Origin of the sequence: Arthrobacter sp. MYb221 (assembly GCF_002979835.1) — a bacterium.
Taxonomy (GTDB): domain Bacteria; phylum Actinomycetota; class Actinomycetes; order Actinomycetales; family Micrococcaceae; genus Glutamicibacter.
The window spans coordinates 1-25,583 of record NZ_PCPW01000020.1; the positions used below are offsets into that span (position 1 = coordinate 1).

Annotated in this window: 28 protein-coding genes; 19 read left to right on the forward strand and 9 right to left on the reverse strand. The window is 62.9% G+C overall.

Annotation, left to right across the window (positions count from 1 at the left end; all coding sequences use genetic code 11):
• Positions 1-25: 25 nt before the first annotated feature.
• Entirely contained in the window at positions 26-1,198 is a 1,173-nt protein-coding gene (locus CQ015_RS17480) for an ATP-dependent RecD-like DNA helicase (RefSeq protein ID WP_105650741.1), read from the reverse strand.
• Between the two features lie 216 nt (positions 1,199-1,414).
• Between CQ015_RS17480 and miaB the strand changes: the two genes are divergently transcribed.
• Genes miaB through dapF form a run of 3 tightly spaced genes read left to right on the forward strand, consistent with a single transcriptional unit; the run spans position 1,415 to position 4,793 of the window.
• Entirely contained in the window at positions 1,415-2,926 is a 1,512-nt protein-coding gene (gene miaB / locus CQ015_RS17485) for a tRNA (N6-isopentenyl adenosine(37)-C2)-methylthiotransferase MiaB (protein WP_105569975.1), read from the forward strand.
• Positions 2,927-2,930: 4 nt separating this feature from the next.
• Positions 2,931-3,851 (forward strand): tRNA (adenosine(37)-N6)-dimethylallyltransferase MiaA, encoded by a 921-nt coding sequence (gene miaA, locus CQ015_RS17490; RefSeq protein ID WP_105650742.1) that lies wholly within the window; start codon positions 2,931-2,933, stop codon positions 3,849-3,851.
• 9 nt (positions 3,852-3,860) lie between these two features.
• On the forward strand, positions 3,861-4,793 hold the full coding sequence (gene dapF / locus CQ015_RS17495; protein ID WP_105650743.1) for a diaminopimelate epimerase: 933 nt from the start codon (positions 3,861-3,863) through the stop codon (positions 4,791-4,793).
• Positions 4,794-4,867: 74 nt separating this feature from the next.
• Here dapF and CQ015_RS17500 read toward each other — a convergent pair whose 3' ends face one another.
• From CQ015_RS17500 to CQ015_RS17510, 4 genes are all read right to left on the reverse strand, one after another.
• On the reverse strand, positions 4,868-4,999 hold the full coding sequence (locus CQ015_RS17500; protein ID WP_258138818.1) for a hypothetical protein: 132 nt from the start codon (positions 4,997-4,999) through the stop codon (positions 4,868-4,870).
• Between the two features lie 24 nt (positions 5,000-5,023).
• Entirely contained in the window at positions 5,024-5,284 is a 261-nt protein-coding gene (locus CQ015_RS17505; protein WP_146115289.1) for a hypothetical protein, read from the reverse strand.
• 19 nt (positions 5,285-5,303) lie between these two features.
• Complete coding sequence (locus tag CQ015_RS18825; protein ID WP_146114089.1) at positions 5,304-5,966, reverse strand: hypothetical protein; 663 nt, start codon at positions 5,964-5,966, stop codon at positions 5,304-5,306.
• A 232-nt stretch (positions 5,967-6,198) separates the two neighbouring features.
• The gene (locus CQ015_RS17510; protein WP_105650745.1) at positions 6,199-6,804 is read right to left on the reverse strand and encodes a class I SAM-dependent methyltransferase; all 606 of its coding nucleotides are present in this window, start codon (positions 6,802-6,804) and stop codon (positions 6,199-6,201) included.
• A 320-nt stretch (positions 6,805-7,124) separates the two neighbouring features.
• On the opposite strand from CQ015_RS17510, the gene hflX reads away from it, so the two are divergent.
• From hflX to CQ015_RS17530, 4 genes are all read left to right on the forward strand, one after another.
• Entirely contained in the window at positions 7,125-8,789 is a 1,665-nt protein-coding gene (hflX, locus tag CQ015_RS17515; RefSeq protein ID WP_374954801.1) for a GTPase HflX, read from the forward strand.
• On the forward strand, positions 8,782-10,779 hold the full coding sequence (locus CQ015_RS17520; RefSeq protein WP_105569972.1) for an ATP-dependent DNA helicase: 1,998 nt from the start codon (positions 8,782-8,784) through the stop codon (positions 10,777-10,779). Before hflX ends, CQ015_RS17520 begins: the two co-directional genes overlap by 8 nt.
• Before the next feature lie 86 nt (positions 10,780-10,865).
• Positions 10,866-12,548: a DUF222 domain-containing protein gene (locus tag CQ015_RS17525; RefSeq protein WP_105650746.1), complete on the forward strand. Its 1,683-nt coding sequence runs from the start codon at positions 10,866-10,868 to the stop codon at positions 12,546-12,548.
• Between the two features lie 88 nt (positions 12,549-12,636).
• The gene (locus tag CQ015_RS17530) at positions 12,637-13,719 is read left to right on the forward strand and encodes a glycoside hydrolase family 76 protein (RefSeq protein ID WP_258138821.1); all 1,083 of its coding nucleotides are present in this window, start codon (positions 12,637-12,639) and stop codon (positions 13,717-13,719) included.
• 62 nt (positions 13,720-13,781) lie between these two features.
• Here the strand turns inward: CQ015_RS17530 and lexA are convergent, their stop codons facing one another.
• Positions 13,782-14,498, reverse strand: coding sequence for a transcriptional repressor LexA (gene lexA / locus CQ015_RS17535; RefSeq protein WP_105554679.1), 717 nt, complete (start codon positions 14,496-14,498; stop codon positions 13,782-13,784).
• Positions 14,499-14,755: 257 nt separating this feature from the next.
• On the opposite strand from lexA, the gene CQ015_RS17540 reads away from it, so the two are divergent.
• From CQ015_RS17540 to CQ015_RS17570, 8 genes are all read left to right on the forward strand, one after another.
• Complete coding sequence (locus tag CQ015_RS17540; protein ID WP_146114090.1) at positions 14,756-15,109, forward strand: LysM peptidoglycan-binding domain-containing protein; 354 nt, start codon at positions 14,756-14,758, stop codon at positions 15,107-15,109.
• Positions 15,110-15,183: 74 nt separating this feature from the next.
• A complete protein-coding gene (locus CQ015_RS17545; protein ID WP_105650748.1) occupies positions 15,184-16,290 on the forward strand; it encodes a histidinol-phosphate transaminase in 1,107 nt (368 codons plus the stop codon).
• 25 nt (positions 16,291-16,315) lie between these two features.
• Positions 16,316-16,936 carry an imidazoleglycerol-phosphate dehydratase HisB gene (gene hisB, locus CQ015_RS17550; RefSeq protein ID WP_096288070.1) on the forward strand — a complete coding sequence of 207 codons (621 nt, stop codon included), beginning with the start codon at positions 16,316-16,318 and terminating at the stop codon, positions 16,934-16,936.
• A complete protein-coding gene (gene hisH / locus CQ015_RS17555) occupies positions 16,937-17,572 on the forward strand; it encodes an imidazole glycerol phosphate synthase subunit HisH (protein WP_105554676.1) in 636 nt (211 codons plus the stop codon).
• 3 nt (positions 17,573-17,575) lie between these two features.
• On the forward strand, positions 17,576-17,725 hold the full coding sequence (locus CQ015_RS19085) for a hypothetical protein (RefSeq protein ID WP_176484251.1): 150 nt from the start codon (positions 17,576-17,578) through the stop codon (positions 17,723-17,725).
• 22 nt (positions 17,726-17,747) lie between these two features.
• A complete protein-coding gene (priA, locus tag CQ015_RS17560) occupies positions 17,748-18,485 on the forward strand; it encodes a bifunctional 1-(5-phosphoribosyl)-5-((5-phosphoribosylamino)methylideneamino)imidazole-4-carboxamide isomerase/phosphoribosylanthranilate isomerase PriA (protein ID WP_105554675.1) in 738 nt (245 codons plus the stop codon).
• A gap of 156 nt (positions 18,486-18,641) precedes the next feature.
• Positions 18,642-19,523 (forward strand): SseB family protein, encoded by an 882-nt coding sequence (locus CQ015_RS17565; RefSeq protein WP_105650749.1) that lies wholly within the window; start codon positions 18,642-18,644, stop codon positions 19,521-19,523.
• 21 nt (positions 19,524-19,544) lie between these two features.
• Positions 19,545-20,882: an MFS transporter gene (locus CQ015_RS17570; RefSeq protein WP_105554673.1), complete on the forward strand. Its 1,338-nt coding sequence runs from the start codon at positions 19,545-19,547 to the stop codon at positions 20,880-20,882.
• Here the strand turns inward: CQ015_RS17570 and CQ015_RS17575 are convergent.
• The 3 genes from CQ015_RS17575 to CQ015_RS17585 form a co-directional block, all read right to left on the reverse strand.
• A complete protein-coding gene (locus tag CQ015_RS17575) occupies positions 20,879-21,370 on the reverse strand; it encodes a GNAT family N-acetyltransferase (RefSeq protein WP_105554672.1) in 492 nt (163 codons plus the stop codon). The genes CQ015_RS17570 and CQ015_RS17575 overlap by 4 nt on opposite strands.
• Positions 21,371-21,407: 37 nt before the next feature.
• Positions 21,408-21,962 carry a GNAT family N-acetyltransferase gene (locus CQ015_RS17580; protein ID WP_105650750.1) on the reverse strand — a complete coding sequence of 185 codons (555 nt, stop codon included), beginning with the start codon at positions 21,960-21,962 and terminating at the stop codon, positions 21,408-21,410.
• Between the two features lie 154 nt (positions 21,963-22,116).
• Entirely contained in the window at positions 22,117-22,482 is a 366-nt protein-coding gene (locus CQ015_RS17585; protein WP_096288056.1) for a DUF1844 domain-containing protein, read from the reverse strand.
• Between the two features lie 328 nt (positions 22,483-22,810).
• Here CQ015_RS17585 and infC point away from each other — a divergent pair, with 328 nt between their 5' ends.
• The 4 genes from infC (at position 22,811) to CQ015_RS17605 (ending at position 25,574) form a co-directional block, all read left to right on the forward strand.
• Positions 22,811-23,461: a translation initiation factor IF-3 gene (infC, locus tag CQ015_RS17590; protein ID WP_374954800.1), complete on the forward strand. Its 651-nt coding sequence runs from the start codon at positions 22,811-22,813 to the stop codon at positions 23,459-23,461.
• Positions 23,462-23,628: 167 nt separating this feature from the next.
• Complete coding sequence (rpmI, locus tag CQ015_RS17595) at positions 23,629-23,823, forward strand: 50S ribosomal protein L35 (RefSeq protein ID WP_096288052.1); 195 nt, start codon at positions 23,629-23,631, stop codon at positions 23,821-23,823.
• Positions 23,824-23,926: 103 nt separating this feature from the next.
• Positions 23,927-24,589, forward strand: a complete 663-nt coding sequence (rplT, locus tag CQ015_RS17600) for a 50S ribosomal protein L20 (RefSeq protein ID WP_105554670.1) — start codon at positions 23,927-23,929, stop codon at positions 24,587-24,589.
• A gap of 112 nt (positions 24,590-24,701) precedes the next feature.
• Positions 24,702-25,574, forward strand: coding sequence for an RNA methyltransferase (locus CQ015_RS17605; protein ID WP_105650751.1), 873 nt, complete (start codon positions 24,702-24,704; stop codon positions 25,572-25,574).
• Positions 25,575-25,583: the final 9 nt, after the last annotated feature.

Sequence of the window (25,583 nt, forward strand, 5' to 3'; positions counted from 1 at the left end):
CTACTATGATGAAATGACAGGCTCGTTACCCGACGCTGCCGCACATAAGACGGCGGCATGATTTCCGGGACGGTTCACCTTGAGACTTGTGGATCGTAATAGCCCAAGAAAGTTTAAATGGAAGTTGCACGAAGGATCCAACTGATTCGTGTTTAATCGTTCCATCGGAAAACTCGGGACGAGTAACGTGCCATTTGTGCGCAGTTACTATGGCTGTCGTTCCGCTTGGCAACTTGACCGCTACTTCATGCCCAGCATCTGTCGTAGATGTTGCGATTACTTCAGCGATGGTTCCGTTGACCCAACGATCAGCCGGGTCATTCGTCAGCATCATGACTTGTGCGCCGTCTTTGAACTGCAACTTTTTGTCAGCGAGGGGTTCGAAACCGGTAATATCACCCGTGATTTTGGCTTCGGATGTATGCAGCGGTGCATCTAGTTTTTCGAGCATCCTCTTGTTCCTGGCGCCAGCGATACGATTTGTCGTGGTCAGCGTCAACCAACGCTCGTCAAGCGGTGGCGTGAAACCTGAACGCACCTGCTGATTTAGCGCTTGCTGGGATTCTGGAGTGAGGCTACCGTCTCGAACTGAGTTCAATAACGAAACCAACCTGTCATCGCCAAGCTGTCGGAAGACAGTCGTGAGCTCAACGACCGGAAATTCAGATGTTTCAAACGTATTGGCAGAAAAGAAGAATGGCGACTCATAGACGGTGGAGAAGTATTCTGATTCGGGTTCTAGGACGACTGGCGGAAGCTGGTAAAGATCGCCCACCAAAACTAATTGAATACCTCCGAAACGGTGGCCAGGCTTAGGGCCGAACCGCGTTAGGGCCTCGACGAGGCAATCGAATAAATCGGCCCGAACCATTGAAGCCTCGTCGATTATTAGAGTTTCGAGGCGTTTCAGAACCTTCGCGAAACGGCCCGGGTAGTATTCGCTAGACCGGACTTGTTCAACCGTCGTGCCGGAATGAAAGCCAAAAAGTCGGTGTATTGTGTAGCCCTCTACATTGAGCGCCGCAATTCCTGTCGGTGCGGCAACCAGGGAAGCCCGCTGCGTTTGTTCGAGATACGTACGGATGAGAGTAGATTTACCAGTTCCAGCCTTTCCGGTGAGAAACAGGTTCTTGCCGGAATGCAGTCGCGAAAGGGCATCGTCAAACTCATCGGTCATGGTTATCGGCGTGGAACGCATGCTGGCAGCTCTTTCATTGAAGGGGATCTCTTCGCTTTGTTCTTTTTGAGAAGGCTTGCCTGATCATCTCCTATTCGACTTGATGCTTCAACTAAAGGCCGATTCTTGAAGTCGGGCAGTTTCGCGATCGTCTGCACGTATCGTTGGTTAAGCCTTGACTAAGATGTTGCGTGCCAGTGAATTGGGTAACCTTGAGGGGTGAGTGAGTTCGACGAGATGACCCCAGCAGATACCGAGAATCCATCGCGCACCTACGAGGTACGCACCTACGGTTGCCAAATGAACGTGCACGATTCCGAACGGCTCTCCGGGCTGCTCGAAAGCGCGGGCCTTGCCCGCAAAGCTGAGGCGGACGACGACGAAGCGGCGGACGTCGTGGTGTTCAATACCTGCGCGGTCCGTGAAAATGCTGACAACAAGCTCTACGGCAACCTCGGAATGCTCAAAAGCGTCAAGGACCGCCGACCGGGAATGCAGATCGCCGTTGGCGGCTGCCTCGCGCAGAAAGACCGCGAAACGATCCTGAAGAAAGCCCCCTGGGTGGACGTCGTCTTCGGCACGCACAACATCGGTTCGCTGCCGGCCTTGCTGGACCGCGCCGAACACAACCAAAAGGCGGAACTGGAGATCCTCGAATCTCTGGATGTCTTCCCTTCCACGCTCCCGACCCGCCGCGAATCGGTCTACGCCGGTTGGGTGTCAATCTCGGTTGGCTGCAACAACACCTGCACCTTCTGCATCGTGCCCGCGCTGCGCGGCAAGGAACGCGACCGCCGCCCGGGAGAGATCCTCGCCGAAATCGAGGCGCTGGTCGCCGACGGGGCGATCGAGGTGACCCTGTTGGGACAGAACGTGAACTCCTATGGCGTCGAATTCGGCGACAAGCTGGCCTTTGGCAAGCTCTTGCGTGCCTGCGGCGAAATCGAAGGCCTGGAACGGGTGCGCTTCACCAGCCCGCACCCTGCCGCCTTCACCGACGACGTTATCGACGCGATGGCCGAAACCCCGAATGTAATGCCGCAGTTGCACATGCCGCTGCAGTCCGGCTCCGACAAGGTCCTCAAGGACATGCGCCGCTCCTACCGCTCGAAGAAATTCCTCGGCATCCTGGACAAGGTGCGCACGCGCATCCCGCAGGCGGCGATCACCACCGACATCATCGTCGGATTCCCGGGCGAAACCGAGGAAGACTTCCAGGCGACTCTCGACGTGGTCGAGGCATCGCGTTTCTCCACCGCCTTCACCTTCCAATACTCCAAGCGTCCGGGCACCCCTGCCGCCGAGCTGCCCGACCAGTTGCCCAAGGCAGTGGTGCAGGAACGCTTCGAGCGGCTCACCGCACTGCAGGACCGCATCGCCAAGGAAGAAAACGCCAAGCAGCTCGGGCGCACCGTGGAAGTCATGGTCACCGAGCAGTCCGGACGCAAGTCCGAGGAAACCCACCGCCTGGCCGGCCGCGCCCAAGACCAGCGGCTGGTGCACTTCTCCGTACCGCAAGGCGCCGATCAGCCACGCCCAGGCGATCTGGTCACCGTGCCGATCACCGAGGCCGCGGCCTTCCACCTCGTCTCCGATCCGACGCTCGAGGAGTATTCGCTGCGTCGTTCGCGAGCCGGCGACGCATGGGACCGAGCGCAAGCCGAGAGCTGCGCGGTGCCTACCGCCGGCAGCGGCGGCGCGGCAAGCCGAACCAACCTGGGCATGCCAACCATGAAGGCGCGCAGCTAACCGAATGAACTCCACTCAGCTGCCGGTGATCTCCATTGTTGGGCCCACCGGAACCGGCAAATCGGATCTGGCCATCGCGCTGGCCCAAGAATTGGGCGGCGAAATCGTCAACTCCGACGCGCTGCAGTTCTACCGCGGCATGAACATCGGCACCGCAAAGCTCGCCGAAGCCGAGCGCGGCGGCATCGCGCACCACCTGCTGGACATCATGAACATCCGCGAAGAGGCCTCCGTCGCCCAGTTCCAGGCCCAAGCCCGCGACCATTTCGACCAGATTCGCTCCCACGGCAAGGTGCCGATCATGGTCGGCGGCTCCGGGCTCTACGTGCGCGCCGCGCTGGACGTGATCGACTTCCCGCCCACCGATCGCGCGGTCCGGGACCGGCTCGAAGCCGAGGTGCAGGAGCGCGGGGATGGCGAGCTGCGCCGCCGGCTGGCACAGGTGGATCCGGTCTCCGCGGACCGAAATCTCGATACCCGGCGTGCCGTCCGCGCGTTGGAGGTCTTCGAAATCTCCGGGCGCCCCTTCAGCTCCTACATGCCCAACCGCGAGTATTTCCAGCCGGCGCTGCAGATCGGACTAAATTACGAGCGCCCCGCGTTACACGAGACACTGGCCGAACGCGTCCGTAAAATGGACCGCATGGGGCTGGCCGAGGAGGTTGCCGAGCTCTTGGGCCACGGGCTACGCGAAGGGAAAACCGCCGCGCGCGCCATCGGCTACCAGCAGTACACCGACTACCTGGACGGCAAGATCGACCGGGGCCAAGCCATCGAGGACACCATCGTGGCCACCCGGAAGTTCGCCCGCCGCCAGCTGACCTGGTTCAACGCCGACCCGCGGGTGCACTGGCTGAACCCGAAAGAACCCGGGCTGCTGGGCAAAGCACAACAACTGCTCCGCCCGAGCGACCCCACCATCTAAAGGAGCGCAATGTACCGCACCGAACTAGCCCAGCTTGCCGGACTGCCCTTCGCCAAGGGGCACGCCACCGGAAACGACTTCGTGCTGCTCGCAGACCCCGAAGCCAAGCACGAGGTGACGCCAGAGCAGGTCGCGGCCCTGTGCCACCGCCGCTTCGGCATCGGCGGCGACGGGCTGATCCGCGCCGTGCCCACCTCCAAGGTCCCCGGCTTCGAGCAGCAGGCCCTGGATCACCCCAAGGCCTATTGGTTCATGGACTACCGCAATAACGACGGGTCCATCGCCGAAATGTGCGGCAACGGCGTGCGCGCCTTCGTGCACTACCTGCTCGCCGAGGGGCTGGTCAACCTCCCGATCGGTGCCAGCCTGCTCATCGGCAGCCGCGCCGGAGTCAAGGAAGTCACCCGCCTGGCCGACGGCTACGCCGCTAACCTCGGCCCCTGGGGGCTGATCTTCGAGGAGCAGGCCGCGGCGGACTCACTCGACTCGATGGTCAAGCCGCGCGGCTGGGAACAGGCGCTTCCCGCGTTGAGCATCACCATGGGCAACCCGCATACCGTGGCGGCCCTGCCCGATGCGCAGATGCTGGAGGACCTCGACCTGCTTTCCGCCCCCGAGGTATCCCCGACGCCGCCGAACGGCAGCAACGTGGAATTTGTGGTTCCCTCCGAACCGCTGATCAACGATGGCGTCGCGCAGCTGAAGATGCGCGTGCACGAGCGCGGGGTGGGGGAGACGCTCTCCTGCGGCACCGGGGCGTGCGCCGCGGCGGCCGCCATGCGCTACTGGGCGCGCGGCACCGCACTGATCAACCAGTGGGCCGTCGAAGTGCCCGGCGGGCTGGTCGGCGTGGAATTCGCACCCACCGGCGACGGCAAGGAAGACACGATCCTTTCGGGCCCCGCCACGTTGGTCGCCCGCGGCGTGATCGGCGCCAGCTAACCCACGACGAAAACAGCCTGCCACCGAATCTTTCGATTCGGCGGCAGGCTGTTTTGAATAAAGTTCAAATCCGGCTAGGCCGGACGGGCCACTTTCAGCACGCGGAAGGCCTTGGCTGTCGCCTCGCGGGTGATCTTCCAGTCCGCCGGCAACTGGGTTCCCAGCCACTTCTGCAACGAGTCGCTGCCCAGGTTCTTCTGCACCACCAGCCAGGCGTCGCCGCCTGATTTTTACAGATTCTGTTGAGACACAGCAAGAGACAGCACCCAGAATATGCCGCCCGATGAGAGAACCAAGAACACGAGCATCGCGAAGACTTTTCCAACGCGCTGGCCTTTCGTTTCCTCGATAAATCGCATGGCCATGTTTTGCTTATATTCGGCCTTGACAGGCCCTGCATAAAGCCTCGAAGATGCGACCCATGCGATCGAATTGATGAATGCAAAAAAATTGGTCAGTGCGATGACCAAGCCCGTTAGCGCGATGGCCACCGACAAAAGGATCGATCCTTCAAGCTTTGCATCTAAAATGGCCGAAGCCGGTCCAATAATGTAGGCAGCTACGTGATCTAGAAATCCTTCTGCTTGTGAACAGAGAGTTCTTGGCACCGGCAGCGGCAATTTCGTGCAATGACTCAAATGTTGTTTTCTTCAGCTCCGAGCTGTGAATGGCGATTGCGCCGAATGCCGTGGCTGCTATGGATATGGCCGTCAGTATCCACGAGATTACGGCTGCGTAAGGCAGGGTGTTGCCAACTCTACGAGCATGAATCGAAGCGATGAGCGTAACGATGAGAGTTCCGACGCAAAATCTGACTGTGATGGCCAGCGCATGAGTGGGCCACGTGCTGATCGAGGCGCCAAATATTACAGCCACGATCCCCGTCCCGATGATTAATCCCCAGGCGGAGTCATCCGGCGAGGATTCGCTGTTTCCTGGTCTTGATGCGCGGACATTCTGCGTGATCGTGTTTTTGATGTGAACCTGTGGCCCATTGTATTGAGTTAGGTTCTGGACGCCGTTATTGACTCCGGAATTAATGAAGGTCGGGTTGCTTTGCTGTGCCGCCTGATTTTCCGGCTTCGAGCCTGCTCTTGTGACCAGAGCGGCAACTATGGTGAAAACCCCGGTTAGTACTCCTGGGACAAGGATGGCAACCCATTCGATACTCAATGCAGTCCTTAAAGTCGGTTAACTAATGGATTCATATTAACCGGATGGATTGAGTAACGTCGAAATACTCGATCTTCCGTAGTTTTATTACGGAAGCCATGAGCTAGCCAGCTTCGTTTCTAGATCATATACGTGCGGGAAAGGCGAAGCCGGATCAAATATTTGGCTGTGCAAGGCGTCGTAGTCGTCTATGCCTTGGAATCAATGCGTCAGGTACTGGCGCAGTCCTCGACTAGGCCGGACGGGCCACTTTCAGCACGCGGAAGGCCTTGGCTGTCGCCTCGCGGGTGATCTTCCAGTCCGCCGGCAACTGGGTTCCCAGCCACTTCTGCAACGAGTCGCTGCCCAGGTTCTTCTGCACCACCAGCCAGGCGTCGCCGCCCGGTGCCAAGCGCGGAAGCCACAGCAGCAGCAGTTCGTGCAGGGCTTCCTTGCCGATGCGGATCGGCGGGTTTGACCAGATGGTGTCGAATTCAAGGTCCGGATCCACCGAGTCCGGGGTGCCTACGGTGAGATTGGCCAGCCCCATGCTTTGCGCATTCAGCTTGGCAAGTTCGATGGAACGCTCGTTGACGTCCACGCCGAAAACTTCGGACTCCGGGCTCTGCAATGCGGCGGTCAGCGCGATCGGACCCCAGCCGCAGCCGATGTCCAGGATCCGCCCGCGCGGGGTCGGGACATGCTCCAGCAGCACGGCGGTGCCTTTGTCCAGCCCGGCGGGGGAGAAGATGCCCGGCGCAGTCTGCACCTGTCGGCGCTGGCCGTTCAATTCCACCGCGATGCTGCGGCGTTCGTCGGCCGAGGCGGGGCTGGCGCTGAAGTAATGATCCGAGGTCATGCACCAAAGATTATCGCCTGCGCGCAAAGCCGGGCAAACAACGTGAGCTACGCGATATAGGCGCGCGGCGCATTCCACTGATAGAGTTTTACCTATGACTTTGATTTTCGTCTAATACGTAACCCACTCGGTTACCAGGGTTCCCCGGAGAGCCGGCGCTGATTTTGCGCGCCCACCGGACACATGAACCTGCAGACGGCAAGGTCCTTTTCTTTTTCTTTCTGGATTCTTCGCACCCCTTCGTGCCCCGCCGCAGTCTCTTGGTAACCGCCCCTTCACCTGATCACCGACAGCAATTTGTCTTGAGCACAAGGACCGGTATGACCGAACACCCACCGACATCTGATCGCGCCACCTCGCGAAGTGGGGGTACCCCGCACTATTCTGTACAGAGAAGTTCTTCTAAGGAGACCATGACTAACTCCGAGTCACACGAGCAAGACGCGGCATCAATGGATGATGCCCAGATCAAGGCAGCCATCGACCGCATTCTGGCGGCCGACGACGCGCAAGCCCCCGCCGTATTCCACGCCGACGAACCGGTCGAGGAGCACATCTTTTCCGGACAGGCGACCGCGCTGAACCGCTTTTCCGCCGAGCATTCATCCTTCGACGGGGACCAAGACGATTTAGCCGACCGCCGAGCGCTGCGCCGCGTGGCCGGGCTCTCCACCGAGCTCGAAGATGTCACCGAGGTCGAATACCGCCAGCTGCGCCTGGAGCGCGTGGTGCTCGCCGGCATCTGGACCTCCGGCAGCGTCACCGACGCGGAGAACTCCTTGCGCGAACTCGCCGCGCTGGCCGAAACCGCCGGCTCCGAGGTGCTCGACGGGGTCGTGCAGCGCCGCAGCAAGCCCGATTCCTCCACCTTCCTCGGCTCCGGCAAGGCCATAGAGCTACGCGACATCGTCGCGTCCACCGGCGCCGATACCGTCGTGGTGGATGCCGAACTCGCCCCCTCGCAGCGCCGCGCGTTGGAGGACATCGTCAAGGTGAAGGTCATCGACCGCACCGCGCTGATTTTGGACATCTTCGCGCAGCACGCCAAGTCCCGCGAAGGCAAGGCCCAGGTCGAACTGGCGCAGCTCGAATACCTGCTGCCGCGCCTGCGCGGCTGGGGCGAATCCATGTCCCGCCAGGCCGGTGGCCGGGTGGGCGCCGCCGGTGGCGGCATCGGTTCGCGCGGTCCGGGCGAAACCAAGATCGAAATGGACCGCCGCCGCATTCGCGACCGGATGGCCAAGCTGCGCCGCGAGATCAAGGCGATGAAGCCGGCCCGCGAGGCCAAGCGCGCCAACCGCAAGCGCAACCAGGTCCCGGCCGTGGCCATCGCCGGCTACACCAACGCCGGCAAGTCCTCGCTGCTCAACCGGCTCACCAACGCCGGGGTGCTGGTGGAGAACGCGCTGTTCGCCACCCTGGATCCCACCGTGCGCCAGTCGGAAACCGCCGACGGGCTGACCTACACGCTGGCCGATACCGTCGGATTCGTCTCCAACCTGCCCACCCAGCTGGTGGAGGCCTTCCGCTCGACGCTGGAAGAAATCGCCGACTCGGATCTGATCCTGCACGTGGTCGATGCCTCCCATCCGGACCCCGAAGGCCAAATCCAGGCCGTGCGCACGGTGCTGGCGGAGGTCGACGCGCTGAACATTCCCGAGATCATCGTGCTGAACAAGGCCGATGTGGCCGACCCGATCGTCATCGAACGGGTGCGCAACCGCGAGTCGAACACCACGATCGTTTCGGCGCGCACCGGGGAAGGCATCGAGGCGCTGCTCGAGCAGATCAGCAGCTCGATCCCGCGGCCCGAGGTGCAGTTGGAAATCCTCATCCCCTACGACCGCGGAGACCTGATCGCCAAGCTGCACCAGAGCGAATCGGAAATATTGGAAAGCGAACACACGGATCACGGAACCCGGATGATCGTCAAGGTGCGAGAATCCCTCGCGGTTCAGTTGGAGACTTTCAACCTACATGGATAAGCAAGAGCAGGTCCTGGACCTTCTGGAAACCGCGGTGACCTCCATGGGCGGCCAGATGCGCGTCGGCCAGCAGCAGATGGTCAAGCATATGGTCGAGGCCCTGGAGGACGAAAAACACCTGCTGGTGCAGGCCGGCACCGGCACCGGCAAGTCGATGGGCTACCTGATCCCGGCGCTCGCCCATGCGCAAACCAGCGCGAAGCCGGTGATCGTGTCCACCGCAACCCTCGCCTTGCAGTCCCAGATCGTGGGGCGCGATGTGCCGCGGCTGCTCGAAGCGCTCAAGGGCAAGCTCTCGCGCCCGATGGACGTGGCCCTGCTCAAGGGCCGGGCCAACTACCTCTGCCAGTACAAGCTCGGCGGCGGGTACCCGGATGACAGCGAGGGAACGCTGTTCGAAATGGACGCGCCGGCCGCGCCCGCCGGGCAGATGTTCTCCCCGCTGGCCGCCGAGGTGCTGAAGCTGCGCGACTGGGCGGAGAAGACCGATACCGGGGACCGTGACGAACTGGTCCCCGGGGTCAGCGACAAGGCCTGGAAACAGGTTTCGGTCTCCGCCATGGAATGCCTGGGCGCCCAAAAGTGCCCGATGGCCGATGAGTGCTTCTCCGAAATGGCCCGGGCGCGGGCCGCCGAATCCGACGTGGTCATCACCAACCACGCGCTGCTCGCGGTCTCCGCCTTCGAGGGCCTGTCCGTGCTGCCGGACTTCGAGGTCGCGATCATCGACGAGGCCCACGAGCTGCAAGACCGGGTCACCAGCTCGGTCTCCGGTGCGCTCTCGGCGCGCGGGGTGCTCACCGCCGCCGGCGGCGCCAAAAGGCACTGCGGCGTGAACGTCGACGAGCTCACCAAGGCCGCCGGCCGGCTGGAAAAATCGCTCACCGGGGTGCCCACGGGCTTGCTGGAGCGCGGGCTGCGCGAGGATATGGGCATCGCGCTGAACGACATCGTCGAACAGGCCCGACTGGTGCTGGCGCTGTCCAAGCCGGAGGCGAACGCCCCGGCGGACGGCGGCCGGCAGACCGCCCGCTCGCAGATGCAGGCGGTGATGGACGACGCGATCCGCATGCTCGAAGCCGAGGAGCGCCGCGAGGTGCTCTTCACCTCCCGCCCGCGCGAGTTCATCGAGGGCCGCGGCTACGTGGAAACCGAGGACAGCCAGCCGGCGACGCTGAATGTCGCGCCGCTCTCGGTGGCCGGCAAGCTGCGCGAGGGCCTGTTCGACGGGCGCACCGTCGTGCTCACCAGCGCCACCCTGGCCATCGGCTCGCAGTTCGATTCGGTGGCCGGATCGCTCGGGCTCATGGGCCAGGGCGCCCCGTCCTGGACCGGGGTGGACGTGGGCAGCCCGTTCGACTACCCGAACCAGGGCATCCTCTACGTCGCCAAACACCTGCCCAAGCCCGGGCGCCAGCTGGCCGCGGAGACGCTGGACGAGATCGAGGACCTGATCACCGCCTCCGGAGGCGGCGCGCTGGCGCTGTTCACCTCCAAGCGTTCGGCCGAGGAAGCAGCGGCGATCCTGCGCGAGAAGCTCGACGTGAAAATCCTCTGCCAGGGCGACGCGAGCATGAAGTCGCTGGTCGCGGACTTCTCCGCGGAGCGCGACACCTGCCTGTTCGGCACCATGACCCTCTGGCAGGGAGTGGACGTGCCCGGGGATTCCTGCCGCCTGGTGATCATCGACAAGATCCCCTTCCCGCGCCCCGACGACCCGATCTCCAAGGCCCGCACCGAGGACGTGGCCAAGCACGGCGGCAACGGCTTCATGCAGGTCTCCGCGACGCACGCGGCCATCCGCCTCGCCCAGGGCGCCGGCCGGCTGATCCGTTCGGTGCAGGACAAGGGGGTGGTCGCGGTCCTCGACTCGCGCATGGCCACCGCCCGGTACGGCTCGTTCCTGAAAAGCTCGCTGCCGCCGATGTGGCCGACCACCGACAAAAAGGTCATCACCGGCGTGCTGCAGCGCCTGCAACCGGAAAAGTAGCCGGCGCCAAACCGGCCACGCCCGCTTTTCCACACCCTGCGCCCGATCCGCCGGCACCCGCCCGCGGACCGTGCAAGGTGGTGGGTATGGAAGAACTCACCAGCAACCATGCGGCCCTCGGGGCGATGGCCCAGGCCATCACCACCCTCGATGCCGCCTGCGCGCAACTCTCTTCCCAGGAACTGCCCGCCGGCCAGGCAGCCTACTTCGCCTGGCTGGCCGAACGCACGGCGCAGACCCTGTCCCGCCTGCAGATCCACGCGGCCGACGCGGTTCAGCGCAGCGGCAGCCACCAGCTGGATACCGAATCCCTCGATGCCATCGCCGACGCCGGCGCCGCACCCACGGACGAGCAGCTCGCCGCGCTGCACGGCACCTGCTCGCTGGGCCGCAGCAGCTTCAAGGACGCCGCGGACCTGCACTCCGGCTGGCTGGGCATCGCCCACGGCGCGGCTCTCTCCCGGCTCGCGGCCGCCGGCTCGCTGATCGCCAAGGTCACCGAGGCGGGGGAGCGGACCACCCCCGATTGCCCGCAGCTTGCCGCCCACTTCGCGAACCGCAACGTGGATCCGCGCCCGGCGATCGGCGCCGCCCGGGCCATCCGCAACGCCGAAGCGGACCTGCCCGGCCCGCAGGCCCGCGCCCAGCTCGAAGCGCAGGCGGTTAAGCTCATCACCCAGGAACCGGCCAGCGCCGCGAAGCACCTGTCCGGCCTCATCACCGAACAGCTCCAGGCCCAGCGCCCGCCCGAGGCGCTGTTCGCCGAGGCAGGACTCTTCCCTCGTGGCACAAAAGGCGGACTGGTCATCTACCAGCTCAAGGTCTTCCCGCACGATGCCGAACTCATCGAGTCGCTCCGCGCCAAGATCGACAACCCCAACACCATCGCCGGCAACCGTGAACAGCTCAACGAGCTCGTCCACGCCAGCTATCCCAACCACGCCGAGCCCGCCGCATCGGACGAGCCCGCCGCATCGGACGAGCCCGCCCCATCGGACGAGCCCGCCGCATCGGTCGAGCCCGGAACCCCGGTTGCGCCAATGCCACCCACCCCCAAGGAATGGGACGATGCGCCGAGCATGCCCGGTTGGGCCCGCACCCCGGCTGCCGAAGCGACGGAAGCCGAACCACCGAAACCACCCAGCAACCTCGCCCCGCCGCCCGAGCAGCCCTTCGAAGATCTGAGCCCGGCCCTGCGCCACCTGACCGGATTGCTCGCGGTGCTGCGTGCCAATCGCGTTGGCGGCAAAAATCCGGGCGCCGGGCTGATCGCCCCGCAGGTGATCGTGCACCTGAACTACGAGAAAATGCTCGCTGGCGCCGCCAGCTTCGCCAGCACCGAAAATGGCCTGCCGCTGACCGCGGCGGAGGCCCGAACGCTCATGTGCAATGCCGGAATCTACCCGGCGGTGCTGGACGGCAAAGGCCAACCGCTGGATATCGGCCGATCCAAACGGCTCTTTCCGCCGCATATGAAACGCGCCCTGGCCGCCCGCGACCGCGGTTGCCTCTACCCGGGCTGCCGGATGCCGGCCAGCCGCTGCGAGGCGGACCACGTCGATCCATGGGAGGAGGGCGGACAGACCCGCGTGGATCGTGGCGTTCTGCTCTGTCCCATGCATCACCACGCGCGCCATGCCGGGCTTTTCAGCCTCGTGGTGGCCGAGGGCAAACCTCCGGCGGTGCTGCTGCCCAAATTCTTGGACCCCGATCAACAACCGCGACGCAACACCTACTGGTTCTCGGCCGCCGAAGTGCTCGCGGCCTGATCCCGCCCGCTCGATGTGCTCGATGCCGGCGGGCGAAGCGGCTACGCTGGTGCACACAACCGGAGAATTGAGCAGTGGGAGCCGACTCGTGAATGAAGCGCAGCATCAGCCAGGCAACCACGACCCCGAGCACTGGGAGGCCCTGGCCGCGGTGGCAGGCGAGGACCTGCACGCCAGATTCGGCCATCGGCTCATGGGCCTGCCCGGCACCTGGATCGGCTCGCTGCATGCGACGCCTACCGCGCCAGCGCCTGGCAAACGCCCGCGCCCCTGGTCCGAATGGCACTACTGGTGGCAGGCGCACTATCTCGACGCGATCCTCGACGCGGCTTTCCGCGAGCTGCACTCCGGTCACCGGTGCGCGGCCCAGAGGCACTGGCGGCGGGCCAACCAGCTGCTGCGCGGCATCCTGCTGCGCAATTTCGGCCGCTTCCCGAATTACTTCTACGACGACATGGCCTGGTTGCTGCTTGCCAGCCAACGGCTCAATGGGCTGAGCCAGCAGCTCACCGCCCGCCCGGCGCTGCTCGCCACCCTAGCCATGCGTGCACTGGCTCGACAGCTGGTGCGCGGCCAAGACGAGAAGCTCGGCGGCGGGCTCTATTGGTCGCGCAAACGCGACTTCAAGAACACGCCCACCAACGCCCCGGCGGCCCTGTATTTCGCACGCATCGCGGACTTGAGCACCGCCACCGGGCTGCTGGACTGGCTGCGTCGCGAGCTCTACAGAACATCCTCCGGGCTCTACCTCGACGGCATCCGCCTGACCGCCGGCGGCCCGCGCACCGAGGAAGCGATCTACACCTACAATCAGGGCACCGTGCTCGGCGCATTGCTGGCCACCGGGACCGCTGAGCATCTGGCACAAGCCGCCTCGCTGATTCAGGCGATCAACGACCAGCTCGCCACTGCGGCACAGGGCCTGCGCCTGGAATCCGGCGGAGACGGCAATCTGTTCACTGGAATCCTCTGCCGCTACCTGGCGCTCGCCGCGAACGACGAACGTCTGCCCGCTGAGACCCGCCGCACCGCCGCGCGATTGGTCCGCGACACGGCGAGCCAGATCGCGGACCGGGTCGAGACGCAGCTTTCGGCGGCCACCCAACGCTGGACGATCCTCCAGGCGGCCGGGCGCGTGAGCCTGCCGCCGAGCCACCTCAGCGCAAAATAAAAGCCATCCGGTCTCACCGACAAGGGGTGAGGCCGAATGGCTCGTTGGAATAAACTTGCCTGCTACAGCGAGCGCATCACCGACACGACGCGTCCCATCACCGTGGCCGCGTCGCCGAGAATCGGCTCATAACGCGAATTCTGTGGCAACAACCAGGTGTGGCCGTCACGCTGACGGAAGGTCTTCACCGTGGCTTCCTCGTCAAGCAATGCGGCCACAATATCGCCGTTCTCCGCGGTCTGCTGGCGACGGACGACCACCCAGTCGCCATCGCAAATAGCCGCATCCACCATCGAATCGCCCGATACCTTGAGCATGAACAGCTCGCCGTGGCCAACCAGCTGGCGGGGTAGGGAAAAGACGTCTTCGACGGTTTGCTCCGCCAAAATTGGTCCACCGGCGGCGATGCGTCCGACCAAGGGAACCATTGTGGTGTCTGCCGAGGAGCTCAGCTCAATGACCTTCGTGTCCTCAGCGGGTTCCGGCGCGCTCAGCGGCTCGCTGCTTCCCTCGCCGTCCTCTGCAAGCTGCAGCGGAAGCAGAATCTCCATCGCTCGTGGACGCCGCGGGTCGCGACGAATGTACCCAAGCTTTTCGAGCTGACCGAGTTGGTGAGTCACGCTCGAAAGGCTTTTGAGCCCGACCGAGTCGCCAATCTCACGCATCGACGGCGGGTAGCCATTCTTGCCGATCGCACGCTGGATGGTTTCGAGGATCTTTTTCTGACGTATCGTCAGCGAACGGGCGTTCGACCGGGGAGTGCGCTGTGATGCTGACATGTATTTTTGCCTTCCCTTGCATTCGGTCCTCAGTTCGAAGCTACAAACTGTCGGTGCCCAATGTTGTGATGTATTCATTGATCGACTACTTCGAAATCTTAGTTGATCGCAGGGCTTCTTTCAAAGATTTGTTCGAAAACATCTGGACAAGTTCGATCTGGCTCTGTTAGAAAAGATGTACTAGTATCGAACAGGTGTTCGAAGATTGTATTCGAATATTGGTTCGCATCACCCGTAATCGTTGAGGAGAAAAAGTCGTGGCAACTCTGGCACTTCACCCACAGCAGAGCAAGACACCAATGAGGATCCGCATCAATCGTCGCGGTTGGGCAGTACTGGTAGGCATACCGGTCTTCCTGCTCACGATCGCCGCGGCGTTCATGGTCACCATGTTCACCAGCAGCGCCCAAGCGTCCACGGACCTTCCCACCGGCCCGGCGACGGTGGAGGTCACCGTGATTCCCGGTGACACCCTATGGGGGCTGGCCAGCGAGTACGCCGTGGGCTACGAAGTCAACGCGGCGATGAGCCACATTGAGGAATTGAACTCCATCGATGCCGGTGTGTTGTACGCCGGGGACACTTTGGATATCCCGGTACTCTCGAACTAGGTGCCAGCTCACTATTGTTACCTGTTCTTGTCGTGGATTCACCGGCGAGAGTGCCTCAGCATTAGAATTAATGCGTGAATGACCGTAGTGAACTTCTGAGTCAGCTGCCCTTGCGTGAGAATCTCCGCGGGCTATCCCCATATGGAGCGCCACAAATTGACGTCCCCATTCAGCTGAACGTCAACGAGAACACCCATCCATTGCCAGCGACCGTTATCGATGCCATCGCTCAGGAAGTAGCCAAAGCGGCTGCCAGCCTAAATCGTTACCCGGATCGTGAATTTACCGAATTGCGCGAGCTGCTCGCCGACTACCTTGGTCACGGGCTGACCTCCGACAACATCTGGGCCGCAAACGGCTCCAACGAAATTCTCCAGCAGATCCTGCAGGCCTTCGGCGGCCCGGGGCGCAGCCTGCTTAGTTTCGTCCCCACCTACTCGATGTACCCGCTGCTCGCCAGTGGCACCGATACCGAATTCATTGCCGGAAACCGCGCCGAAGATTTCACCCTCTCGGCCGAATCCGCCTCCGCGCAGGTGCGCGAACACCGCCCAAACGTGGTATTCCTGTGCTCCCCGAATAACCCGACCGGAACCGCACTGGGCTTAGACGTCATCGAAGCGGTCTATGAGGCCGCCAGCGAAACGGGCGCCATGGTGATCGTGGATGAAGCCTACGCAGAATTCTCGCTGGCAGGTACTCGATCGGCGCTTACCCTGCTCGAAGGGCGCCAGCGCTTGATCGTCTCGCGCACGATGTCCAAGGCTTTCGGCCTGGCCGGAGCCCGCGTGGGCTATCTCGCGGCGGCCCCCGAGGTGACCGACGCGATTCGCCTGGTGCGTCTGCCTTACCACCTCTCCGCGGTCACCCAGGCAACCGCCATCGCGGCGCTGAAGAACATCGAGCTGCTGCTCGCGCAGGTTGAAGACATCAAGACCCAGCGCGACCGCATCGTGTCCACGCTGATCGATCTCGGCTTGAAGCCATCTGTCTCGGATTCGAACTTCGTTTTCTTCGGCGGACTGGAAGATCCGCACGCCATCTGGCAGGGCCTGTTGGATGCCGGCATCATTGTCCGCGACAATGGAATCAAGGGAACGCTGCGCGTCACCGCCGGCACCGAAGCCGAAACCACCGCCTTCCTGGAGCACCTGGCCTTGTTGCTGGGTGCACAGAAGTAGAATTCACACACAAGCGAAGGAAGACATGTCTGCCGAATTGATTGGCGCTCGTCGCGCCCGGATGGAACGCGAGACCAGCGAATCATCAGTTTTCGTCGAGTTGGACCTGGACGGAACCGGGGTCTCGGAGATCAGCACGAGCGTGCCGTTCTATGACCACATGCTCACCGCCCTGTCCAAGCATTCGCTCATCGACCTGACCGTGCGCGCCACCGGTGACACCCACATCGACGTGCACCACACGGTCGAAGACGTGGCCATCACCATCGGCGAGGTGCTGCGCGTGGCCCTGGGCACCAAGGCGGGCATACGCCGCTTTGGCACCTCCTACGCACCGCTGGACGAGGCGCTGTCCCGTTCGGTCGTTGACGTCTCCGGGCGCCCGTACCTGGTGCACGGCGGGGAACCCGCAGGCCAGGAATACCACCTGATCGGCGGGCACTTCACCGGTTCGATGACGCGGCACGTATTCGAGGCCATCACCTTCCACGCGCAGATCTGCGCGCATATCGAGGTGCTCTCCGGGCGCGATCCGCACCACATCGTCGAGGCCCAATTCAAATCCTTCGCTCGCGCGCTGCGTGAAGCGGTCGAGCCGGACGCCCGCATGGGCGACAAGATCCCATCCACGAAGGGTGCCCTCTAAGTGGCGAAAAAAACTGTCGTCGTCCTCGATTACGGATCCGGCAACGTCCGCTCGGCCGTGCGCGCGCTGGAAGCCGCCGGCGCCGAGGTGGAGCTGACCGCGGATCCAAAAGCGATCTTGGCCGCCGATGGCCTCGTCGTTCCCGGCGTGGGAGCCTACGCCTCGGTGATGGAGCAGCTGACCAAGGTCGGCGCGCTGCGTTGGATCGGCCGCCGCATCGCCGGTGGCCAGCCGGTGCTGGGCATCTGCGTGGGACATCAGGTGTTCTTCGAGCAAGGTGTTGAGCACGGGGTGAAAACCGAAGGCATCGGCGAGTGGCCCGGTGTGGTCGAGCGACTGCAGGCGGAGGTCATTCCGCATATGGGTTGGAATACCGTGCGCCCGCCGGAGAACAGCCGGCTCTTCGCCGGGATCGAGGACGAGCGGTTCTACTTCGTGCATTCCTATGGCGTGCAGAAGTGGGAGTTCGATGTCACCCAACCGGCGATGACCCCGCCCCAGGTGACCTGGTCCACCCATGGCACCGAATTCGTCGCGGCCGTGGAAAACGGTCCGCTGTCCGCCGTGCAATTCCACCCGGAGAAGTCCGGCGACGCCGGGGCCCGCTTGCTGCGCAACTGGTTGGAGACACTTTAGGAAATGTGGGCCATCATCCTGCTAACCCTCGGTGCCTTCCTCGCCGGCGGCGCGATCTCGCTCAAAAGCCAGAAAGCGCATATCTCGTGGATCATCGCATTGTGGGCCCTGGCCGCCGCGGCAATTGTCGCCGGCTGGGTTCAGACTCTCTAGACATTAGCGACAGAAGGAAATTATGAGCGAGCAACCAATTCTTGAACTGCTCCCGGCGGTAGATATCGCCGGCGGCCAAGCCGTTCGCCTGGTGCAGGGCGAAGCCGGGTCGGAAACCGGATACGGCGACCCGCTGGAGGCGGCCCTGTCCTGGCAGCGCGAAGGGGCCGAATGGCTCCATCTGGTGGATCTCGACGCGGCCTTTGACCGCGGCAATAACACCGAGGTGGTCCGCCGCATCGCCGACGAACTGAACATCAAGGTGGAACTCTCCGGCGGCATCCGCGACGATGCCTCGCTGGAGCGCGCCCTGGAATTCGGGGCCACCCGCGTGAACCTGGGGACCGCAGCATTGGAAAACCCCGACTGGACCGCGCGCGTCATCGAACGCTTCGGCGAGCAGATCGCCGTGGGCATGGACGTGCGCGGAACCACCCTGTCCGGCCACGGCTGGACCAAGGACGGCGGCGACCTCTGGGACGTGCTGGCACGCTTGGAAGATGCCGGGTGCGCCCGCTATGTGGTCACCGACGTGACCAAGGACGGCACCCTGCGCGGGCCGAACGTGGACCTGCTGCGCGAAATCTGCGCCAAGACCACCAAACCCGTGATCGCCTCCGGTGGCATCTCCTCGCTGGAAGATCTGCGCGTGCTGCGCGAATTGGTCTCGGAGGGAATCGAAGGGGCGATCATGGGCAAGGCGCTCTACGCGGGCCAGTTCACCCTCGCCCAAGCGCTGGACGTGGCAGGGCGCCGCTAGCCTCCACCATTTTTTGAGCCAGGACCCGAACCAGCGCCCACCGGCCCGGTTCGGGTCTTTTGCCTTCCGCACCGGAGCCGGGGTGCGTGGCAAAGGTCATGAACGGATTTTCGTCGCAGGACTTTCGCATTTGCACCCGGCAGATAGCATAGTTTCATGAGCATTTCGCACCCCGAATCCGATCCCAAACGCCACCTGCCCGGGCATATCGCCGCGGCGTTGGCGCAAGCTGGCAACCGCGCAGATTCTGCCGGCCAAGGCTGGGACGGTCGGGACTTGAGCGGCGAGGAAAATCCGTTGCACAAGTTTGACAAGGACGATGGAGCCGCCGACCCGGCCGTGGTGCAGGCTCTGGCCGAGCTCCGCGCGGGAACCGGAGACGAGGCCGGAGTGCATCGGGCCCTGTCCCAGGCTCGCGTCTTCGTGGCGGTTGTCGCCCAGCTCGGCGAAGAAGCGCTGACCGAACATGGTTTCGCCGCCGATAAGGAAGCCGACATGGCGTTGGTCAAGATCAAGGCACCCGATGGGCGGATGGCCTTGCCGGTATTCACCACGGTCGAGCGCTTGCAGGCCTGGCATGGCGAGGCCCGACCGGTGGCGGTCTACGCACCCCGCGCGGCCCTGTCTGCGGTGAGCGAAGAAGCCCAGCTGCTGGTGCTCGACCCGGGCAGCGATTTCACCTTCGTGCTGCGTCGTCCCGGGATGTGGAACCTGGCCAAGCAGACCGATTGGACCCCCAGCTATCTCAGCGAGCACATCGCCAAGCTCGTCGAAGAGGCGACCGCCGGTTATCCGGCGCTCCGCGCGGTGAAGGTGGCGCCGGGCCGGGGAGTCGGCTCGCGAGATGTCTCTGGAGCGGCGGTGCTGGGCGGCGGCCCCGGACCGGAACTGAACCTGCAGTTCGTCTTCGCCGCCAGAACCCCCGAGGCCGAAGCCCGCCAGAGCACCAAAGACATCCATGGGCGCCTCGCCCAAAACCCAGAATTCGCCGAAGCGGTCGATTCGCTCGAAGTGAGTTTGCTCAGCGCACCAGACTAAGAGAAAAGGACACCACCGGGTATGAAACGGTATTGGCAGATTCTGCGGCAGCCGCAGATTTCATCGCTGCTAGTCATCGGAATGATTGCCCGATTGCCGCACTCGGCGCTGAGCATGCTGCTGCTTCTGCACCTGGTTACGAATCTCGATCAGAGCTGGGTGTCCGCCGGGCTGGTTACCGCGCTGATGACCCTCGGCATTGCCATCGGCGCCCCGTGGCGCGGTGCCCGGGTCGATGCGTGGGGGCTGCGCCGGGCGCTGATTCCTTCGATCTTCGTCGAAACCATCGTCTGGTGCACCGTCCCGCACGTGTCGCTGGAGTGGGTGTACCCGCTGGCCTTCATCGGCGGGCTCTTCTCGCTGCCGGTGTTCTCCGTAGTCCGTACCGCCCTGGGCATCATGACCACCGGGGATAACCGGCGCACCGCCTTTGCGCTCGATGCGACGGCCACCGAACTGGTATTCATCGTCGGACCGGCCTCGGCAGGGATCGTCGCCACGCAGATCAGCAGCACCATCGGGCTGAGCGTCATCGGGGTGACCGCATCGGTCGCCGGTCTGGCGCTGATGATTTTGAATCCGCCGACGCGCAGTGATGACCCCAAGGCGGTGGCCCTGCGCGCCAACGTGCACGAGGAGCGTCTCGGCGCGGAGGCCAGTTTCATCGCCGCGGCCCCCTTCGGCGTGGCCGAGGTCGAAGGCGAATTGATCACCGCGGGTTGGAAGTCCGCGCGCGCCCGGATCAAGAGCCGCGGACGTGCGTTCAAGAGCCGCTTCAACTGGATCAGCGCCTCGGTGCTTGCGGTGTTCATCGCCGCCGGCGGAGCCGGTGCGCTGCTCACGGGCACCGAGGTGGGCATCGTTGCCGAACTCGAAGCGCAGTCACGCTCCGGTGACCTGGGGATCGTATTCCTCTTCTGGTGCGGTTCGTCGCTGATCGGCGGGCTGGTCTACGGCTCGATGAACCGGGCCATCTCCCCGCTCCTGCTGCTCTTGGCGATGGCGGTGCTGACCGTGCCCATGTATTTCGCCACCGACACCTGGAGCTTGGCGCTGCTCTCGCTCGCCCCGGGCCTGCTCTGCGCGCCCACGCTCTCGGCGGCCTCCGAATGGCTCACCGATCTGGTCGCGGAGAAACGCCGCGGCGAGGCCATGGGCTGGTACGGTTCGGCGATGACCACCGGCACCGCGCTCGGTTCACCGCTGACCGGCATCTTCGTGGATACGCTCGGCCCCGCCCAGGCATTTATCGGCATCGGCTTGCTGGCGGTATTCATCGTGGTAATCGCATTGATCGCCCAGCAGATCCGCCGACGAGTGCGCCGCACCCGTCGCGCGCGGATGGGCGACTTCGTTTAGGCCGAGGTGAGTTTGAGCTCGTAGTGATCCAGCCCGTCGGTGCTTGACCGCCCCGTGAAGCCTCTGCGCGCCAACAACTTGGCCGAGGCAACATTGGCTGGGTCGACCCGAGCGATCAAACGGCGCACCTGAAATAGTTCGGGGATGAGCCCTAGCGCGCTATTGACCATGGCACCGGCGATTCCCTGACCCCAATAGCCGGGGGAGACCCAATACCCAAGTTCGACTCCCTCGGGTTTACGGGTGGCCACGACCAGCCCTGCCGGATGCCCCGCAGCGATAGCCACAAACCAGCGAGTGGCCCCAACCGTGGCAAGCGGCAAAGCGCTCAGTGCCAATTGAATTCGCTCGCCGATCGTCTGGTCGTCCCAGACCGAACCATCACCGATATAGCGAGTGACTCGTTCATCGGAGGCCAGGGAAATGACGAACTGCCGATGCCCCTCGTGCAATGGTTCCAGAACAATCTTCTGCGTTTGACGGTCCATCAATGATCCTGCCTCTCGTAGTGGAATCGTGCTTTTGCTAGTGCGCCGGGCCCTCGGTTTTCAGCCGGGAGTAGCAGTACATGTCCTTGCGCTCGGTGCCGATCAGTTGCCAGCTTCGCAGTAATCCTTCGCGGGTGAAACCACATTTTTCGGCGGCCCGCCAGGACCCTTCGTTCCAAGGCTCGATGTACAGCTCCACCCGATGGATGGCCGCAAGCTTCAAGGCCCAAACGGTGAGTGCATCCAACGCCGCGCTCACTGCACCGCGTCCGCGTTGTGCAGGATCGATCCAGTATCCGATACTTGCCCGGCCGGCAGTAACGTTGTGCAGCCACAGCCCAATTTGCCCGATCGCCCGATTCGTCTGTGCCTCGGCGATGGCGAAGGAATACCCGGTGCGGTCAGCCACACGCTGCTGCTGCCTGGAGATGAAGTCCGCGAAGTCCTGGCTGGATCCCTTAACGGGAACGCTGGTGATCAACGGAATGAGCGGATCCAGCGAAGCCGCCTCGATCAATGCCACGTCGCCGATGTCGAACGGCCGCAAGACATAGCGCCCGGCATGCAGTACCGGCTGTTCGAAGGTATCCATTACCGAAGCCTATCTAGTGCAAGGCGTTGTGGCTCGTTCCGATCCGGCAATATCTGTTCCGAAACGGAAAGCTCGTGTTTAAACGAGCATGGATCCGCTTCCCAAAGGAAGCGGATCCATGACGTTAATCTCTTAAAATTCTGCGAAACAATCGCTAGTTGACCGGTCCGGTGAGCTTCTCGCCCGGGCCCTTGCCTGGTGCATCCGGGATCAATGATGCTTCGCGGAAGGCGAGCTGAAGGCTTCGCAGACCGTCACGCAGCGGTGCCGCGTGCTGTGAACCAAGCTCGGGTGCCCCCGCGGTGACTAGGCCAGCCAGAGCGGTAATTAGCTTGCGAGCTTCATCAAGATCCTTCAGCTCATCGGCATCATCACCTTCTGCCAGTCCGCATTTGACCGCGGCCGCGCTCATCAGGTGAACTGCGGCGGTGGTGATGATCTCTACTGCTGGAACTTCTGCGATGTCGCGCATCTGCTGCTCGACGGCGTGCTGCTGCGAGTTGGTGTCTTCGGTACTCATACTGCTAAGCTTGTCACAGACCGACTCAATACAGGTACTTGAGAGCGTCCGGTATCCGGATGATGTCACCAAGAGATCAGTGTTGAGCCATGCAAGTGGAGGCCAACTCCCACCCGCAGTAGCCGTTTAGGCTTCCGGGTAATTCGGCAGGATATTTATGAGTATCCGGAAATAGCTTTACGAGGAAGAATCGTAAAACTATTGTGTCGTCTATTCTTTGGCCTTCGCCTGCACTTCGCAGACGGGGGCCTTCTTCATTTGCGAGTAAGTGACTTACGAAAATCAGGAGTGACACATCAGCGATCCACGCATTAATGAGCGCATTCGCGTGCCAGAGGTACGTCTCGTCGGCCCCAATGGTGAGCAGGTAGGAATCGTCCGCATCGAGGACGCGCTCCGACTAGCTGTCGAGTCCGATCTGGACTTGGTCGAGGTGGCACCGACCGCCAAGCCTCCTGTATGCAAACTGATGGACTTCGGCAAGTTTAAGTACGAAGCCGCTGTCAAGGCTCGTGAAGCTCGTAAGAACCAGACCAACACGATCCTGAAGGAAGTCCGCTTCCGTCTGAAGATCGACACCCACGACTACGAGACCAAGGTCGGCCACGCACTGCGCTTCTTAGGCGCAGGCGACAAGGTCAAGGCCATGATCCAGTTCCGTGGACGTGAGCAGCAACGCCCAGAGATGGGCATTCGCTTGCTAGAAAAGTTTGCAGCAGACGTAGCAGAGGTCGGGCTCGTAGAGTCCACCCCTCGCATCGATGGCCGAAACATGGTCATGGTTGTAGGTCCGCTGAAGAACAAGGCAGAGGCTCGCCGCGAACAGCAGCAGAAGTCGGGTGGCCGGGAAAGCGCGAAGCGCAAGATCCGCACCGACGCCCCAGAAGAGACCGAGGGTCAGAACGTCGCAGCAGCGATGGATGATGAAGCTCTCGCGAAGCTGGAGCAGGCTCGCAACGCGGCTGAAGGCGAAGCCTAGCCCAAGCCTGTTGGGCCTCCGGGCCCGTCATCGGAAACGGTGAAGGATCTTCCTTGCGAAGGTCCAACTACAAGAGAACAGCAGCGGTCACCTTGCCAAGAGGCCCGCTTCGGATGATCCCCACAGATCTCACGATTTATGTGGAGCACGTTAGGAGAACGGCAGCTATGCCGAAGTTCAAGACTCACAGTGGCGCCAAGAAGCGCTTCAAGCTGACTGGTAGCGGCAAGCTCAAGCGCCAGCAGGCCAACCGTCGTCACTACCTGGAGCACAAGTCCTCGCGCGTCACGCGCCGCCTGGCTTCTGACCAGCTGGTAGCTAAGGCCGATGTGAAGACCATCAAGCGGATGCTGGGCCTCTAAGCTCTCCCTTTCGCAATTCGGGGAAGCACAACCCCAACAACCATAGATTTCGCTTTCACCTGGTTATCCCGGGTGGGAGGAACTGACTTGAAGGAGTACACACGTGGCACGTGTGAAGCGGGCAGTAAACGCCCATAAGAAGCGTCGCGTCGTTCTGGAACGCGCAAAGGGTTACCGCGGTCAGCGTTCGCGCCTGTACCGTAAGGCCAAGGAGCAGCTGCTCCACTCGTTCGTTTACAGCTTCAACGACCGCCGTAAGCGCAAGGGCGACTTCCGTCGCCTGTGGATCCAGCGTATCAACGCTGCATCCCGCGCCAACGGCCTGACCTACAACCGTCTGATCCAGGGCCTGAAGGCCGCTGAGGTCGAGGTTGACCGTCGCATGCTCTCCGAGCTGGCTGTTTCGGACTCGAACGCTTTCGCTACCTTGGTCAAGGTTGCAAAGGACGCTCTTCCGGCAGATGTCAACGCTCCTCGCGGCGCAGAAGCACCAGCTTCCGCACCAAAGGCTGCCAAGGCTCCAAAGGCCGCAGCTGCACCAGCAGCCAAGAGCGTCGAAGGCGAAGGCGTGATCAAGGCCGTTGAAGGCCAGGACGCACCAGAAGGCTTCGTCATCAAGGGCAACGCCGGATCGAACAAGTACCACGTCCCAGGCTCGACCTGGTACGAGCAGACCGAGGCCGAGTTCTGGTTCAACTCGATCGAAGCTGCCAAGGGCGCAGGCTTCGAGCCAGCAGGTGGAGAATCCCGCCAGCAGATGAAGTAAATCCGTTTCTCCCTTTGAGCTAAGCCTCAGGTAGGACAGATCACACCGAAGGGTGGGTACCGCACATAGTGTGGAACCCACCCTTCGGTGCTTCTACCGGTATTCTCGAATAATGACGAGCTTTCCCCCAGACGTGATGTCCAATCCGCGCGCCGACCGAGTCAAGGCGGTCGCCCGCTTGGCCCACCGCAAGGGCCGTGAGGCAACCGGCGAATTCCTTGCCGAAGGCCCGCAAGCGGTCCGCGAGGCGCTGGTTGCGCACCGTTCCAACGACCAGCTGGTCCAAGAAGTTTACGTGGTCCCTGGTTTCCTGGAACGCCACGAAGAATTTACGGCCTTGCTCGACGCAGCCAAGGTGCGCACCCATTTTGTCACCGGCGATGTCATCTCGGCGATGGCCGATACGAAGAACCCGCAGGGCATCCTCGCGGTCGTCGCAATGTCCCAGCCGCAGCTTTCCGAGGTGCTGGCCAGCAACCCCAAGCTGATCGCGGTGCTCTGCCGAATCCAGGATCCGGGCAATGCCGGAACCATCCTGCGTGCCGCCGACGCGGCGGGTGCCGACGCGGTGATCCTGACCAAGGACAGCGTCGACATCTACAATCCGAAGGCCGTGCGCTCCACCGTCGGCTCGCTCTTCCACCTGCCGGTGCTCAGCGACGTCGACCTCAACGACTTCATCGCTGCCGCCGGGGAACGCCTGCAAGTGCTCGCGGCCGATGGCTACGCGGCCCACAACCTGGACACCCTGCAGGACTCGGCGGTGCTGCGCCCGGGGACCGGAACCGAACTGCCGGCGAATGAACCGGCGCTCGAGCGGCCCACCATCTGGCTCTTCGGCAATGAGGGGCAGGGGCTCGACGAACAGGAAAAGGAACTGGCCGGGTACAAGGTCGCGGTGCCGCTCTACGGGGTGGCCGAATCGCTGAACGTGAGCACCGCCGCGACGGTCTGCCTGTATGCCTCGGCCCGCGCCCAACGCTAAAGCCCAAGG

What these genes read in the sequence shown, in the direction of transcription:
- CQ015_RS17575 (WP_105554672.1), bottom strand. Translation starts at nt 21,370, where the DNA reads ATGGACCGTCAAACGCAGAAGATTGTTCTGGAACCATTGCACGAGGGG.
- CQ015_RS17580 (WP_105650750.1), bottom strand. Translation starts at nt 21,962, where the DNA reads ATGGATACCTTCGAACAGCCGGTACTGCATGCCGGGCGCTATGTCTTG.
- lexA (WP_105554679.1), bottom strand. Translation starts at nt 14,498, where the DNA reads ATGTCAGCATCACAGCGCACTCCCCGGTCGAACGCCCGTTCGCTGACG.
- CQ015_RS17520 (WP_105569972.1), top strand. Translation starts at nt 8,782, where the DNA reads ATGGATAAGCAAGAGCAGGTCCTGGACCTTCTGGAAACCGCGGTGACC.
- CQ015_RS17605 (WP_105650751.1), top strand. Translation starts at nt 24,702, where the DNA reads ATGACGAGCTTTCCCCCAGACGTGATGTCCAATCCGCGCGCCGACCGA.
- hisB (WP_096288070.1), top strand. Translation starts at nt 16,316, where the DNA reads ATGTCTGCCGAATTGATTGGCGCTCGTCGCGCCCGGATGGAACGCGAG.
- miaB (WP_105569975.1), top strand. Translation starts at nt 1,415, where the DNA reads ATGACCCCAGCAGATACCGAGAATCCATCGCGCACCTACGAGGTACGC.
- CQ015_RS17585 (WP_096288056.1), bottom strand. Translation starts at nt 22,482, where the DNA reads ATGAGTACCGAAGACACCAACTCGCAGCAGCACGCCGTCGAGCAGCAG.
- miaA (WP_105650742.1), top strand. Translation starts at nt 2,931, where the DNA reads ATGAACTCCACTCAGCTGCCGGTGATCTCCATTGTTGGGCCCACCGGA.
- rpmI (WP_096288052.1), top strand. Translation starts at nt 23,629, where the DNA reads ATGCCGAAGTTCAAGACTCACAGTGGCGCCAAGAAGCGCTTCAAGCTG.
- CQ015_RS17565 (WP_105650749.1), top strand. Translation starts at nt 18,642, where the DNA reads ATGAGCATTTCGCACCCCGAATCCGATCCCAAACGCCACCTGCCCGGG.
- hflX (WP_374954801.1), top strand. Translation starts at nt 7,125, where the DNA reads ATGACCGAACACCCACCGACATCTGATCGCGCCACCTCGCGAAGTGGG.
- CQ015_RS19085 (WP_176484251.1), top strand. Translation starts at nt 17,576, where the DNA reads ATGTGGGCCATCATCCTGCTAACCCTCGGTGCCTTCCTCGCCGGCGGC.
- CQ015_RS17570 (WP_105554673.1), top strand. Translation starts at nt 19,545, where the DNA reads ATGAAACGGTATTGGCAGATTCTGCGGCAGCCGCAGATTTCATCGCTG.
- CQ015_RS17480 (WP_105650741.1), bottom strand. Translation starts at nt 1,198, where the DNA reads ATGCGTTCCACGCCGATAACCATGACCGATGAGTTTGACGATGCCCTT.
- dapF (WP_105650743.1), top strand. Translation starts at nt 3,861, where the DNA reads ATGTACCGCACCGAACTAGCCCAGCTTGCCGGACTGCCCTTCGCCAAG.
- CQ015_RS17510 (WP_105650745.1), bottom strand. Translation starts at nt 6,804, where the DNA reads ATGACCTCGGATCATTACTTCAGCGCCAGCCCCGCCTCGGCCGACGAA.
- CQ015_RS17525 (WP_105650746.1), top strand. Translation starts at nt 10,866, where the DNA reads ATGGAAGAACTCACCAGCAACCATGCGGCCCTCGGGGCGATGGCCCAG.
- priA (WP_105554675.1), top strand. Translation starts at nt 17,748, where the DNA reads ATGAGCGAGCAACCAATTCTTGAACTGCTCCCGGCGGTAGATATCGCC.